Origin of the sequence: Oscillibacter acetigenes, from assembly GCF_025567605.1 — a bacterium.
Classification (GTDB): Bacteria; Bacillota; Clostridia; order Oscillospirales; family Oscillospiraceae; genus Oscillibacter; species Oscillibacter welbionis.
Window position 1 is genome coordinate 25,677 of record NZ_JAOQKG010000002.1, and the last position, 13,992, is coordinate 39,668.

Below are 13,992 nucleotides of genomic sequence, written 5' to 3' on the forward strand. Positions count from 1 at the left end.
CGCCTTGACGTTGACGGAAGACCGGCCCATCTTCCAGCAGATCGCGGAGCAGCTGGAGGAGGCGATCCTCTCCGGGGCCTACCCGGAGGAGAGCCAGGTGCCGTCCATCACGGAGTATTCGGTGCAGTACCGGATCAATCCCGCCACCGCCCTGAAGGGGATCAACCTGCTGGTGGACGCGGGGCTGCTGTACAAGAAACGGGGCGTGGGGATGTTTGTGGCCTCCGGCGCCCGGGAGAAGCTCCGCCAGAGCCGGCGGGAGCGGTTTTATCAGGACTACGTCCAGCGGATGGTGCGGGAGGCCCGGAATCTGGGCCTGACGGATCAGGAGTTGCTGGAACTTCTGGAAAGGGGAATGAAAGAAGATGGCCATTGAGTTTCAGCACATCTCCAAGCGGTTTGCGGACACCCGCGCCCTGGAGGATGTGTCTTTGACCTTTGAGGAGGGGAAGATCTACGGGCTGCTGGGCAACAACGGCGCTGGCAAGTCCACGCTGCTGAACATCCTCTCCGGTCGGCTGTGCCCAGATAGCGGCACCGTCACCGTGGACGGCGCTCCCGCGGGCAGCGACGCGGCGCTGGGCAAGCTGTTCCTGGTGGGGGAGAAGAACCTGTATCCCGACGACATGAAGGTGAAGCGGGCCCTGGACACGGCGGCCGTGTTTTACCCGGACTTCGACCGGAGCTATGCGGAGAGCCTGGCAAAGCAGTTCGAACTGCCGTTGAACAAGAAGATCAACGGCCTCTCCACCGGCTACGGGTCCATCTTCCGTCTGATTTTGGGTCTCAGCGTCAACACCCCCTATGTGCTGTTTGACGAGCCTGTTCTGGGTCTGGACGCCCAGCACCGGGACCTGTTCTACAAGCTGCTGGTGCAGAAATACGCGGAGCACCCCTGCACCATGGTGGTCTCCACCCACCTGATCGCGGAGGTGGCGGACCTCATCGAGCACACGGTCATCATCCGGAAGGGACGCATCCTGCAGGACGCGCCCACGGAAGAGCTGACCGCCGCCTGCTGGGCGGTGTCCGGCCCTGCCGGGGTGGTGGACAGCTGGGCCGCCGGGCGGGACGTGTTTACATCCTCTGTGCTGGGCGGACTCAAGACCGTCTGCATCCGGGGCGGGGGGACAGAGGACCTGCCCGCCGGGCTGGAGCGGCGGCGCGTGGGGCTCCAGGAGTATTTTATCAGCCTGATGGAAGAGGAGGATCAGAGATGAACACGCGATTCGGCCGGGCCTTCCGGTATGAGGTCCGGAATTATTTCCGGGCAGTGGCGATCCTGTGGCTGGTCATGGCGCTGATCCCGGCGGCGATGCTGGCAATCACCTATTTCCTGGCCGGAGAGACGGCCATGGAGGTCAGCTTCAACGGCTATTCCATTGCCGTGGGGATGTTCGGCCTTGTGTTGGGCATGGTGGGCCTGCGGGAGAATCAGCGGGTGCTGAACCAGAACGGCGTGTCCCGTCGGTCCGCCTTCCTGGCGGACGTGGCTGCCCTGGCGGTGGCGGCGGTGCTGGTGGCAGCGGGTGTCACGGTGATTATGGGCGCCTATCAAACAGTCTTGGGCGGCCAGGGCCGGCTGCTGATTACAGATCTGTACCAGGTGATCTATGAGGGACCCTCCGCCGGTGCCGGGATCGGTGGCCTGGTGCGGGGCGCGATCTTCTCCGCCGCGGTGGGCTGGATGCTGGCGGCCCTGGGGCAGTTCTGCTCCGCCCTGTACTGGCGGCTGAACAAGTTCTGGACCATCCTGATTTCCGTGACCGTGCCGCTGGTGCTGATCTTCGGCAGTGTGCCGCTGATTAGCTGGCTGGGCACCACCTCCGCCGGGCGGGCGGCGGTGGAGGCCCTGGCGGCTTTCGGACAGTTCCTGGCCGCATCCCCCTGGAACGCGGCGGCGGTGCTGCTGGCCATGGGGGCGGCGTTCTTCGCCCTCAGCTGGCTGCTGCTGCGCCGGGCCATGATCCGGCCTGCAAAGTAACAGATAAAAGTGAAAAGATAAAGGATAAGAGATCTTCCCAAACAAGGGCATCTCTTATCCTTTATCTTATATCTGATATCTCCGGGGGCGCTCCATGTGTCCTATTGTCCGCCCACGATGCGGCTGTACGTGCGGGTGGTAAGGCCGTAGACCAAGGCGTAGATGGCGCAGAACACCAGCAGCGTCCCGGCGGCGCAGAGGGCGAACAGACGGACGTCAAAGAGGTTGAACAGCTCCAGCAGTTTGCACAGCATGGGGAAGGCTGCCGCCACATGGATGCCCGCCGTCACCAGGGGCAGGAAGAACACCAGCAGCACCTGACTGCGGATGGAGGAGCGGACCTCCCGGGGACTCATGCCCACCTGCTGCATGATCTGATAGCGGCGCTGGTCCTCATATCCCTCGGAAATCTGCTTGTAGTAGATGATGAGCACCGTGGACAGCAGGAACAGCAGCCCCAGAAACACGCCCAGGAACAGGAAGCCGCCGTACATGGTGTACAGGTCCACAGCGTTGTCCTGATGGCTGATGACGGAGTACACGTCATTGGCGTCCGCCGCCAGCAGGGGGTCCACAAAGGCCAGCTTTTCCTCTTCCGTGCCGTCCAGGTCCACCTGGACACGAAATTCCCGGTGGACTCTGCTGGCATCCCGGTCGCTGATGGCGGAGACTACGGTCTCATCCGCCACCACCAGGAAAAGCTGCGCCGTCTGGCCGGAGATCAGGATGGAGCTGTTGTATCGGGGAAAGTCCATGATGGTCCCAGCGATGTGAAAAGGGAGGTCTTCGATATAGAAGGTATCCGGCAGGTCCAGATTCTCTGCCTGGACCAGCACCTCTTCCGGCTCCAGGTCCACGGTATGGCCGGTGAGGCGGCCGTAGTCATCGGCGGTGAGCAACCGGATTTCGGTGCTGACGCCCTCCTGCGCCACAAGGGTGAAGGTGTTTCCTGTGTAATAGCCGACGGTGTCCCCCGGAGTGGACCACTGGAGCAGTTCCACCTTCCGGCCCGCGTCTGCTGCTGCGGCCTGGACCCGTTCCAGGGTGTCCTCGTTCAGTGTTGTCTCCTGTTCCGGCGGCACTTCGTCCAGGGACTGGACCACGTCCACATCATAGGGATACATCCGCTCCAAAGCTCCCTCCAGCCCGGCGTACAGGCTGACGGTGGTGGATACCGTCACCAGCACCATGGTGGAGAGGATGCAGATGTTGGCCAGGCCCACGGCGTTCTGCTTCATCCGGTACAGCAGCCCCGCCACGGCGGTGAAGTGCTTGGGCTGGTAGTAGTACCGGGGGCTGTTCCGCAGGTGCTTCAGCAGGGCGATGGACCCGGCGGTGAACAGGCAGTAGGTGCCGACCATCACCAGCGCCACCGCCAGGAAGAAATAGGCCAGGGCGGTAAAGGGGTCCTCTACCGTCAGAGCGGTGGCATAGCCAGCCCCCAGAGTGACGGCCCCCAGCACCACCAGCAGGCGGCGGGTCCGGGGCTCCCGCTCCCCGGCACTGGCGCTGTGGAGCAGTTCCACAGGACGGGACCGGAGCAGCCCGAACAGGTTCCACACCAGCGTCAGCAGGAAGAGGAAGCCGAAGAGAGCGGCGGTATCGGCCATGCCGGAGAGGCTGATCTCAAAGCCATACTCCACCGGCAGGTGGGACAGCTGCAATAGGAGCAGCAGCACCAGCTTGCTCAACAGCACCCCTGCCGCGAGCCCGCCCACAATGGCCGCGGCGGCGCAGTAGAGCGTCTCCCACACCATCAGGCGGGCGGTGTGGCGCTTCTCCAGACCCAGGATGTTGTACAGCCCCAGCTCCCGCCGGCGGCGCTTCATCACAAAGCTGTTGGCGTACAGCAGCAGAACCGCGGAGAACAGCGTCACCACCAGCCGGCCCAGGTACATCAGGCTTTGGAGATATCCGGCCCCCCGGACGGAGGCCACAATGTCGCTGAAGGTCAGGTAGGAGAGAATGTAGTACATGGCGGCCGTCATGCCGCAGGAGAGCAGATACGGCCCATAGAACCGGCCGTTGCGCATCAGATTCACCAGGGCCAAGCGGGGAAAGAATCCGGACTTACGCATGGGGCTCACCGCCTCCCGCCAGGACCGTCAGGGTGTCGGAGATCCGGCGGAACTGGGCCTCCTGGCTCTCGCCGCCCCGGTAGAGCTGGTGGTACACCTGTCCGTCCCGGAGGAACAACACCCGTCCAGCGTGGCTGGCCGCCTTTACCGAGTGGGTGACCATCAAAATGGTCTGCCCGGTGCCGTTCAGTTCTCCGAACAGCTCCAGCAGGGCGTCGGAGGACCGGGAGTCCAGAGCGCCGGTGGGTTCGTCTGCCAGAATCAACTGGGGGTCCGTGATGAGGGCCCGGGCCACAGCAGCCCGCTGCTTCTGGCCGCCGGAGACCTCATAGGGGTATTTCGCCAAGATGTCCGAGATGCCCAGCTGATCTGCGATGGGGCGGAGCTTTTGCTGCATCTCCCGGTAGTCTGTGCCCGCCAGCACCAGGGGCAGATAGATGTTGTCCTGAAGGGAGAAGGTGTCCAACAGGTTGAAGTCCTGGAACACGAACCCCAGGTGGGACCGGCGGAAGGCCGCCAGATCCCGCTCCCGGATGGCAGAGAGGGGCCTGCCCTCCAGTAAAACCTCCCCGGCGGTGGGGCGGTCCAGGGCCGCCAGGATGTTCAGCAGGGTGGTCTTGCCGGAGCCGGACTCACCCATGATGGCCACGTACTCCCCCTCCTCCACGGAGAAGCTGACGTTGGACAGGGCCTGGACCTGCGTGCCGCCGAAGCGGGTGGTGTAGATTTTCTGTACATGCTGTACTTCCAACAATGGCATCAAGATTCCTCCTCGTATCGGATCATGCCTCTATTGTAGCCAAAGGGCCGGACTGTCTGCCATGGATTTGGCTTACAGTCCGGCCCGATTCCTTACAGTTTCGTCACATTGGGTCACTCCACCACCCGTCGGCCCCGGGAGAGGTCCAGCCGCACCAGCGTCCCCTGCCCGGGGCGGGAGACGATAGAGATCCCGTGGTTCAGCCGGTCCATCACCCGGCGGCACAGGTACAGCCCGATGCCGGTGGATTTCTTGTCCTCCCGGCCGTTGTAGCCGGTGAAGCCCTTCTCGAACACCCGGGGCAGGTCCTCCGGCCGGATACCGATGCCGCTGTCGGCGATGACCAGCGTCTCTCCGTCCCCGTAGATCCGGATGCGGCCCCCGGCGGGGGTGTATTTCAGGGCGTTGGACAGTACCTGCTCCACCACGAAGGAGAGCCACTTCCCGTCCGTCAGCACCGTCCGCCCGGTCTCCCGAAAGTCCAGGGTGATCTTTTTCAGAATGAACATCCGGGCGAACTTCCGCACCGCCTGCCGCAGCAGGCCGTCCAGGTCCGTGTCCCGGAGGACATAGTCCGTGCTCTCGCTGTCCAGCCGCAGGTAGCCCAGCACCATGTCCACATACTGCTCGATCTTCAGGAGCTCCACTTCCACCTCCGTGCCCACAGCGCCGGGATCCTCCTGCAAGAGCAGCCGGGCCGCGGCGATGGGGGTTTTAATCTGGTGGGCCCAGAGGGTGTAGTAATCCGTCATGTCCTCCAGCCGGTCCCGGTTCTCCGCCGCCAGACGCACCCGGTCGGCGCAGACCGCCCTCAGCAGGGCCTGATAGTCCGCCTCCAGTACGCCCCGGGGCGGCGGCAGGGGCAGCACCGACTCATGGACCTTTCGTAAAAGCCCTTCCAGCTCCCGGTGCCGCCGGAGAAAGGCGGAGTACCCCAGGGCAAACAGGACCAGCCCCAGCATTAGGCAGAGAAGGCCTGCATAGGCAACCGCCTCCACCGGCAGGCTGTACAGGGCGAACACGGCGGCGAACACCGCCACCGCCCCGGCCAGCAGCAACAGCAGCTTCCACTGGCGCTTGAGATAGGCTGTCAGCATTCCGTCACCCCTCCACCAGATATCCGGCGCCCTTCCGGGTGCGGATGAAATCCGGGAGGCCCGCCGCCTCCAGCTTCCGCCGCAGCCGGGCGATGTTCACCGTCAGGGTGTTCTCATCCACAAAGCTGTCGGACTCCCACAGCCGGGTCATCAATGCGTCCCGGCTGACGATCTCCCCCTTGTGCTCCAGCAGGAGCTGCAGAATCCGGCACTCGTTCCTCGTCAGCTCCACCCGCTGCCCGTGGGCATCCAGCGTCCCATCAGACACGTTCAGCACCGCGGCGCCGCAGGAGAGCAGGTGGGAAGACGGGCCGAAGTCGTAGGCCCGCCGCAGCAGGGCCTGGACCTTGGCGGAGAGCACCTGTAAATCAAAGGGCTTTGCCAGCAGGTCATCCCCGCCCAGCTGCATGGCCATCACCACGTTCACATTGTCCGAGGCGGAGGTGAGAAATAAGATGGGCGCCTTGGAGACCCGGCGGATCTCCTGACACCAGTGGTAGCCGTTGAAGAAGGGGAGGGAGACGTCCAGCAGCACCAGATGGGGGTCGAAGGCGGCGAACTCCGACAAGACGTCGTCGAACCGCTCCGCGCAGCGGACGGTGTAGCCCCAGCCCTCCAGATGGCGGCGGATGACCCCGGCGATGGCCGCGTCGTCCTCCACGATGAAAATGCGGTACATGAGCCCCTCCTCTCCCCCCGCGGTCAGTTCAGCTCCAGGGACTCCAGCTGGGAGATGATCTCCTGCTGGCGCTCGTAGAACAGCAGCTCCTGGTTGTGGGTGAAATACGCGTCGCAGCCGTAGCGGCTGATGAAGGTGGCGGCGTAGTAGTTGATGGTCAGCTCCGTCACCAGGATCAGCAGCTCCTGCCCCTCCGGGAACACCTCCTCGCAGAAGGCGAAGAGGTTGTTCAGCATCTCCCCGGCGGTCTTGGCCTGGGCTTTCAGGCCCTGGACCATCTGGTCGAAGTCCGCCTTCACTGCAGCAAAGCCCGTCTGACTGTCCACGGTCTGTCCAGCCAGGGCTTTCTGCCGCTCCAGAGCGGCGATGATCCGGCGGTGAGAGCGCTCCGCCTCCTGGGAGAGACTGCCAGACCGCCTGCCGGTGTCGATGCGGGTCTTCTGACGGCGCAGCTGTTCCTCCAGCAGAGCGGCGAGATCCGCCTCCGGCGCGGTCAGGGCGGCTTTCACGTCCTTCAGGATGCCAAGCAGCTCCCGCAGCATCTCCTCCCGCTCCACCACGGAGCGCAGCTCGCCGGTGGCGGCGTCCAGCAGCAGACCCAGCAGGGACAGCCGCTCGTCGAACTTGGCGGCAGAGGCACGCTGGCGGATGGCCTTGGTGGCCTTGCCGGCGAGGATCTTGTCCACCTGGTAGTCGCTGCGGTACTTGTTGAACAGGTCGTAGTAAACCGCGAACTCCTTGGCGATCTTGGGATTCTGGAGATATTGGATGATGAGCTTCTCATCCACCGGCAGGTGGTTCTGCTCGTACAGGTGAATCATCTGGCTCAGGTCGTCCCAGCCCCGGGCGGTGACGAACCGCTTGCCGTTCACCGTGGACTCCACCTTGTAGAAGTCACCCTTCCGGATCTCCAGGTACGTCATCACCGCCGGATGGACGTGCTTCTGGTAGGCAAACTCCTTCCAGGCATCGAAGTCCGGCTCCACGTCGATGCGCTTGAGCCGGTCCCAGGTAACGATGTCGAACTCCCGGACGGAGCGGTTGTACTCCGGCGGGTTGCCGGCAGTGACCACGATCCAGCCCTCCGGCACCCGATGGCGGCCGAAGATTTTATATTGCAGAAATTGCAGCATGGAAGGGGCCAGCGTCTCGCTGACGCAGTTGATCTCGTCCAGGAAGAGGATGCCCTCCTTTTTGCCGGTGGCCTCCATAGTCTCGTACACGGAGGCGATGATCTCGCTCATGGTGTACTCGGAGACCTGGTACTCCTTGCGGTTAAAGACCTTCTTCTCAATGAAGGGCAGACCCAGGGCGCTCTGCCGGGTGTGGTGGGTCATGGAGTAGGACACCAGGCACACGTCCAACTCCTGGGCGATCTGCTCCATGATGGCGGTCTTGCCGATGCCCGGAGGGCCCATGAGGAACACAGGCCGCTGCTTTTCCACCGGCACTGCGTAGCTGCCGAACTCATCCTTGGTGAAGTATGCCGTCATGGCGTTTTTGATCTGTTCCTTGGCCTCTTTGATGTTCATGGTCATTCAACCTGACTTTCCTCAGTATCGGTATGATTCAAAGCGCAAATTCCGCGTCCAGAAAATCTGTGTCCGCCCCAGCCGTCTCCCGGGGCCAGCGGCGGTTGCAGTAGTCCAGAAGAAAGGCGGTGGCCTCTGTCAGACGGCTGCGCAGCAACAGGTCCACCGCGGCCCGGCAGTTGTCCTGGTCCAGAAAGCCCAGGTCTGCCAGCTGCAGTAGCTGGCGGCGCAGGGCGTCGTTGTCCGTCAGGGCCAAGTTCCGGCGCAGATGCTCCAGATAATGTTCCTTGGGCCGCATGTGCCGGAAGTCGTTGGTGCCGCCGTTGGTGTAGAACTCCTGATAGGAGTGGCCCCGCAGCAGGGCCAGCGCGTAGATCAGCCGCTCCTCTCCGGTGAAGCGGTCCTCCTGCCGGTAGCAGGCGCCGATCTCCGGGGCGTACCCTTCCTCTTCCAAAGAGAAACCCAGATAGAAGGCGTATTCCAGCCGCTTCAACTGGGCGTAGCCCTGGCACAGGAAGATATTCTCCCGGGAGGTGTCCTGCCGGACGGTGCCGTTGGCGGCCCGCTCGTCCAAGGCGGCCATCAGGCAGTCCCAGTGGACCATGGCGTGAATGGGGCGCATGCGGGGGGCCGCAATAGCGGTCAGCGCCGGGGAGATGGGGCGGGCGCCGATGGCGTTGGTGGCCAGCCGGAAGAGAAAGGCCTCCTCGTCGGCCAGCTTCTCCGACAGCCAGTCCAGGCTGTCCTGAAAGGCGAACACATCCGCCGTGCCGCCGTATTCCACGATCCGCAGGTTTTCAAAGCGATTCAGGCCGTAAAAGGCATCCACATCCGGGGGGATCACCAGAATCTCCACGCCCCGCAGGGCGGGCACGGCCTTGGCACTGACCCGGGCCACCGGCCCCTCCGGCTGCACCACGGCCCGGCGGCCCTCCAGCCGCAGGCATTCCACTTGTGTTTCCATGGTTCAGATCTCCTCGCTCTGTAATACCAGCTTGATGGCCCACACCGGCACGTCCGGCGGGTCGTACCCGTCGTCCAGAAAAACGAAGGCCGCGTCGTAGTCCGGCTTTTTCTCCGGAAAGATGCCGCGGCCGTCGGTGAAGTAGATCATGCCCTTGAGGTTGGTGAACTCTCCGGCCCGGACCAGCTCGTCCACGTACTGAAACACCGGGCGGAAGTCCGTGCCGCCGAAGCCGTGGAGCTGCATGGTGTCCAGATAGTTGTCGAAGTCCTTCTGGCTGGTGATCTTCCGGTCCTCCTGCACCTCCGCGTCGCACTGGATGATGTGGAGATTGATCTTGGTGAAGAAGTTTTCCTGCTGGCGCAGGATGTTGTAGGTCTTGGTGACGAACCGCTGCACCAGGTCGCCGCTGACGGAGCCGGAGGTGTCGATGGCGATGACGAATTCCTTGATCCGCCGGACCTCCTTGTACTCCAGCGGCTCCACCAGGGGCATATTGCCGTACAGGGACAGACCGTAGGTGTAGTAGATATAGTCGAACTCGTCCTGATTCACCTGGGTGACCTCGCCCAGGCTCATATAGCGGCGGAGGAAGTCCGCATAGTCATACGTCTCCCGGTTCACCGCCTTCAGCTCCTGGACCAGATTGCCGGCATCGGTGCCGTGGCGGCGGGATATGGTCTCCAGGTCCACCTGGAGTCGCTCGCTGATCTCCCGCCAGGTCTGCTCCAGGTCACGGTCCCGCCGTTCCGTGCCGGACTTGGGCGTCCGGGCCCGGCTGCCCTGGCCGCCCCGGCCGGACTTCTGCTTGCCGGGGGTGCCGGTCTCCGGTGTCCGGCCGTTGGACTGGCTGCCTCCTCCGGCGCCCTGGCCGCTCTTCACCGGCAGATACCAGGCCCGGTGGTCGTCCGCCAGGAAGGGGTCCCGCAGCCGGGCCATCTGATCGTCGGAGAGCTGCCGGTCCAGAAAGTACCGGTAGAGCTTCTCCGCCGTCAGGAGCCGCACCTGGGAGCGGAGCTCCTTCAGCGTCTCCTCCTGGGCATAGGCCCGGTTGCAGGCGGCGCTCTCCAGGTGGAGGTCCTCAATGGCGCTTTCCACCGCGATGTCGCAAGCCAGGTCCCAGCACCGACGGTCGATGTTGGCGCTGGTGAACAGGTGCCGGAACACACAGTGGAGCACGATGTGCAGGTAGTCCCGCACATTCCGGCCCCGCTCCCGCTTGTACATGGACAGGACGTAGTACGTGTCGTAAAACAGGTGCTGGCCGTCCGTGGCCAGGGTACCTGGATAGGAGGTCAGCTGGAACTGGCTGAGGGCCAGATCCAGAAACCGAAGGTTCACCAGCAGGGTGTTCCGGGTCAGGCGCAGGATATTCTGAGCCAGGGCGTCCGCCTGGCGGAATTTTTCCACATGATCTTCCATAAGCACAACTCTTCCCGAAAGGGCGCCGGGCGCCCGATGTTCTGACCCTTTATTTTAGCATGGGGATACCGGCAATGCAAGAAAAACGCCCCGGACGGCGTCTTGCGCCCGCCGCCGGGAGATGATATGATAAACCTGTATGAACACGAAAGATGGAGTGGAGACATGAGAAAGCTGGTCGTTGGAATATTGGCCCACGTGGACGCGGGGAAGACCACCCTGTCGGAGGCGCTGCTGTATCAGAGCGGCGCCCTGCGGCGCCTGGGCCGGGTGGACCACCAGGACGCCTTTCTGGACACGGACGCCATGGAGCGGGAACGGGGCATCACCATCTTCTCCAAACAGGCGGTGTTTTCCCTGAAGGACACGGAGGTTACCCTGTTGGACACGCCGGGCCATGTGGACTTCTCCGCTGAGGCGGAGCGGACGCTTCAGGTGCTGGACTGTGCCATTCTGGTCATCAGCGGCACCGACGGGGTCCAGGCCCACACCCGCACCCTCTGGCGGCTGCTGGAGCGGTATCACGTCCCCACCTTCCTCTTTATCAATAAAATGGACCTGGCGGGGGCAGACCGCTCCGCAGTTCTGGCAGGCTTAAAGCAGCGTCTGGGCAGCGGCTGTGTGGATTTCAGCGGCGAACGGGACGAATCGTTCCGGGAGGAGGCGGCCGTCTGCGATGAATCAGTGCTGGAGCGGTATCTGGAGACCGGAGTTCTGACAGACGGCGACCTGCGGCGAATGGTCGGGAAGCGGAAGCTGTTCCCCTGCTGGTTCGGCTCTGCGCTGAAGCTGGAGGGGGTCTCGGAATTCCTGGAGGGGGTGGAACAGTATGCCCCGGTTCCCGCCTATCCGGAGACCTTCGGCGCCCGGATCTACAAGATCGCCCGGGACGGCCAGGGCACCCGCCTCACCTATTTAAAAGTGACAGGCGGCACCCTGCGGGTGAAGAGCCTTTTGACCAACCGCCGCCCCGGTCTGGGAGAGGACCAGGTGTGGGAGGAGAAGGCGGATCAAATCCGCATCTACTCCGGCGCCAAGTTCCGCACGGTGGAGGAGGCCCCGGCGGGGACGGTGTGCGCCGTGACAGGTCTCTCCCGCAGCCGGGCGGGAGAGGGCTTGGGGCTTGAGGCCGGCTGGACTGCCCCGGCGCTGGAGCCGGTGCTGACCTATCAGGTGCTGCTGCCGGAGGGGACGGATCCCCACACTGCCCTGGGCAATCTGCGCCAGCTGGAGGAGGAGGATCCCCAGCTCCACATTGCCTGGAATGAGCAGACCCGCCAGATCCACGTGCAGCTGATGGGGGAGATCCAGCTGGAGATCTTACAACGCATGATCCGGGAGCGGTTCGGCCTGGAGGTGGCCTTCGGCCCCGGCACCATCTGTTATCGGGAGACCATCGCCGCCCCAGTAGAGGGCATCGGCCACTTTGAGCCCCTGCGCCACTATGCAGAGGTCCATCTGCTGCTGGAGCCTGGGGAGCGGGGCAGCGGCCTGGAGTTCGGGACGGCCTGCCCGGAGGACCAGCTGGAGGGCCGTTGGCAGAGGCTGGTCCTGACCCATCTGGCGGAGAAGGAGCACCTGGGGGTGCTGACCGGCTCCCCCATTACGGATATGAAGATCACCCTGGCGGCGGGCCGGGCCCACGTGAAGCACACGGAGGGCGGCGACTTCCGCCAGGCCACCTATCGGGCGGTGCGCCAGGGGCTGATGGAGGCGGAGAGCATCCTGCTGGAGCCCTGGTACGACTTCCGCCTGGAGCTGCCCGCACCTCAGGTAGGCCGGGCCATGACGGACCTCCAGCAGATGGGGGCGCAGCTGTCTCCGCCGGAGACAGCGGGGGAGGAGGCTGTGCTCACTGGTGCTGTGGCGGTGTCCGCTCTGGGGGACTACGCCCGGGAGGTGGCCGCCTACACCCAGGGCCGGGGGCGGCTGCTCTGTTCCCTCCGGGGTTATGCGCCCTGCGCGGACCAGGACGCTGTGCTGGCGTCCGTCGATTACGACCCGACGGCGGATTTGGACAACTCCCCGGACTCCGTGTTCTGTAGCCACGGCGCCGGCGTCATCGTCCCCTGGGATGAAGTGCCCGCCCGGGCGCACGTGTCCAGCGGCCTGGACCTGGGACCGGAGAAAGAGGAGCTGGCGGGGAGGTCTGATACCCGGCGCGCCTCTGTCTACGCTGGGACCATCGAGCAGGATAAGGAGCTCCAGGCCATCTTCGAGCGGACCTACGGCCCCGTGAAGCGGCGGGCCTTTATTCCCCCGAAAGACCCCCGGCGCCCTGCTCCGACAGCGGAGGCAGAGCAGGAAAAGCGGACCATCCGGGAGCAGTTCTCCGGACCGGAGTACCTGCTGGTGGACGGCTACAACATCATTTTTGCCTGGGATGAGCTGAAGGCCATCGCCCGGGACAATCTGGACGCCGCCCGCAAGCAGCTGTGCGATCTCCTCAGCAACTACCGGGGCTTCCGGAAGTGCGAGGTCATCGCCGTGTTTGACGCCTATAAGGTCAAGGGCGGCCAGGGCAGCGTGGAGAAGTACCACGACATCCACGTGGTCTACACCAAGGAGGCGGAGACGGCGGACGCCTATATCGAGCGGGCCACTTACGAGATTGGCCGCCGCCATCGGGTGCGGGTGGCTACCTCCGACGGCCCGGAGCAGCTGATCATTCTGGGCCACGGGGCCCTGCGGCTTTCCGCCAGCGCCTTCCGGCAGGAGGTGGAGCAGGTGGAAGGCCAGATCGCGGACATCCTGGCCGCCAACAACCGCAGGCAGAAGACCGGAAACGTCCGCTCCGCCCTGGAGCGGGCCCAGAGACAGACAGAGGAGGAGAAGCCATGATCGGATTGAGCTGTACCGCAGGCGCGGTGCTGGCCCTCTGCGGCCAGGTCCGCGGAACCCTGGAGCGCAAGGGGCTGCCCCAAAAGGAGCTGGACGGCGGCCGGGTGCGGATCGAACCCCGGTACAACCAGGGCTCCGGCTTCGGCCTTGTCCCGCTGAACGGCCGGCAGATGGCCCCCCTGTCCCTGGCGGCGCTGTGGGCGCTGCTGGGGGTGTGCGGCGGCCGGGGCCTGGGGGCCGGACTGCTGCTAGGCGGCGGACTCAGCAACCTGTGGGAACGGATCCGCCATGGACGGGTCCTGGACTATCTGCGCTTTCCAAAGGCGCCGGGGCCGCTGAAGAAATACACCTACAATCTGGCGGACCTGGCCATCTTCCTGGGCGCTGTGCTGATGGTGCTGCGCCGCAGAAGGCAGTAATATGAGCCGCCCTGCGTGATTCCACGCAGGGCGGCTCTCTTCATAAAAATTTAAGAAATTTCACAGTTTTTTCGTAAACCAAGGGAATCTATACTGAATTTACGAAAAAAACACGGAACTGTAACTGATTTGTAAATTGACAATTAGTTGTGTTTGTGTATATACTAACTGTACTAGTACGGGCAGTACAGTTTTTTTGAATGGCTTAAAAATTTG

Annotated in this window: 12 protein-coding genes; 5 read left to right on the forward strand and 7 right to left on the reverse strand. The window is 63.8% G+C overall.

Annotated elements, in window-relative coordinates; all coding sequences use genetic code 11:
- Positions 1-4: 4 nt before the first annotated feature.
- The 3 genes from OCV80_RS03925 to OCV80_RS03935 are packed head-to-tail and all read left to right on the forward strand — an operon-like array spanning position 5 to position 1,984.
- The gene (locus tag OCV80_RS03925; RefSeq protein WP_021749036.1) at positions 5-376 is read left to right on the forward strand and encodes a GntR family transcriptional regulator; all 372 of its coding nucleotides are present in this window, start codon (positions 5-7) and stop codon (positions 374-376) included.
- Positions 366-1,220, forward strand: coding sequence for an ABC transporter ATP-binding protein (locus tag OCV80_RS03930; protein WP_256264857.1), 855 nt, complete (start codon positions 366-368; stop codon positions 1,218-1,220). The genes OCV80_RS03925 and OCV80_RS03930 overlap by 11 nt, the downstream gene beginning before the upstream one ends.
- Positions 1,217-1,984, forward strand: coding sequence for a hypothetical protein (locus tag OCV80_RS03935; protein ID WP_267288230.1), 768 nt, complete (start codon positions 1,217-1,219; stop codon positions 1,982-1,984). Before OCV80_RS03930 ends, OCV80_RS03935 begins: the two co-directional genes overlap by 4 nt.
- Positions 1,985-2,085: 101 nt before the next feature.
- Here the strand turns inward: OCV80_RS03935 and OCV80_RS03940 are convergent, their stop codons facing one another.
- From OCV80_RS03940 to OCV80_RS03970, 7 genes are all read right to left on the reverse strand, one after another.
- Positions 2,086-4,062 carry an ABC transporter permease gene (locus OCV80_RS03940; protein ID WP_021749039.1) on the reverse strand — a complete coding sequence of 659 codons (1,977 nt, stop codon included), beginning with the start codon at positions 4,060-4,062 and terminating at the stop codon, positions 2,086-2,088.
- A complete protein-coding gene (locus tag OCV80_RS03945; protein WP_021749040.1) occupies positions 4,055-4,822 on the reverse strand; it encodes an ABC transporter ATP-binding protein in 768 nt (255 codons plus the stop codon). Before OCV80_RS03945 ends, OCV80_RS03940 begins: the two co-directional genes overlap by 8 nt.
- A gap of 113 nt (positions 4,823-4,935) precedes the next feature.
- Positions 4,936-5,919, reverse strand: coding sequence for a sensor histidine kinase (locus OCV80_RS03950; protein WP_021749041.1), 984 nt, complete (start codon positions 5,917-5,919; stop codon positions 4,936-4,938).
- Between the two features lie 4 nt (positions 5,920-5,923).
- Positions 5,924-6,598: a response regulator transcription factor gene (locus tag OCV80_RS03955; RefSeq protein WP_119310556.1), complete on the reverse strand. Its 675-nt coding sequence runs from the start codon at positions 6,596-6,598 to the stop codon at positions 5,924-5,926.
- A 23-nt stretch (positions 6,599-6,621) separates the two neighbouring features.
- On the reverse strand, positions 6,622-8,136 hold the full coding sequence (locus OCV80_RS03960; protein WP_353866953.1) for an ATP-binding protein: 1,515 nt from the start codon (positions 8,134-8,136) through the stop codon (positions 6,622-6,624).
- Positions 8,137-8,167: 31 nt separating this feature from the next.
- Complete coding sequence (locus OCV80_RS03965; protein WP_021749044.1) at positions 8,168-9,094, reverse strand: hypothetical protein; 927 nt, start codon at positions 9,092-9,094, stop codon at positions 8,168-8,170.
- A gap of 3 nt (positions 9,095-9,097) precedes the next feature.
- The gene (locus tag OCV80_RS03970) at positions 9,098-10,516 is read right to left on the reverse strand and encodes a vWA domain-containing protein (RefSeq protein WP_021749045.1); all 1,419 of its coding nucleotides are present in this window, start codon (positions 10,514-10,516) and stop codon (positions 9,098-9,100) included.
- Positions 10,517-10,681: 165 nt separating this feature from the next.
- On the opposite strand from OCV80_RS03970, the gene OCV80_RS03975 reads away from it, so the two are divergent.
- Together OCV80_RS03975 and OCV80_RS03980 are read left to right on the forward strand one after the other, a co-directional pair.
- A complete protein-coding gene (locus OCV80_RS03975) occupies positions 10,682-13,357 on the forward strand; it encodes a translation factor GTPase family protein (protein WP_119310558.1) in 2,676 nt (891 codons plus the stop codon).
- Positions 13,354-13,776: a signal peptidase II gene (locus tag OCV80_RS03980; protein ID WP_021749047.1), complete on the forward strand. Its 423-nt coding sequence runs from the start codon at positions 13,354-13,356 to the stop codon at positions 13,774-13,776. The genes OCV80_RS03975 and OCV80_RS03980 overlap by 4 nt, the downstream gene beginning before the upstream one ends.
- Positions 13,777-13,992 lie beyond the last annotated feature (216 nt).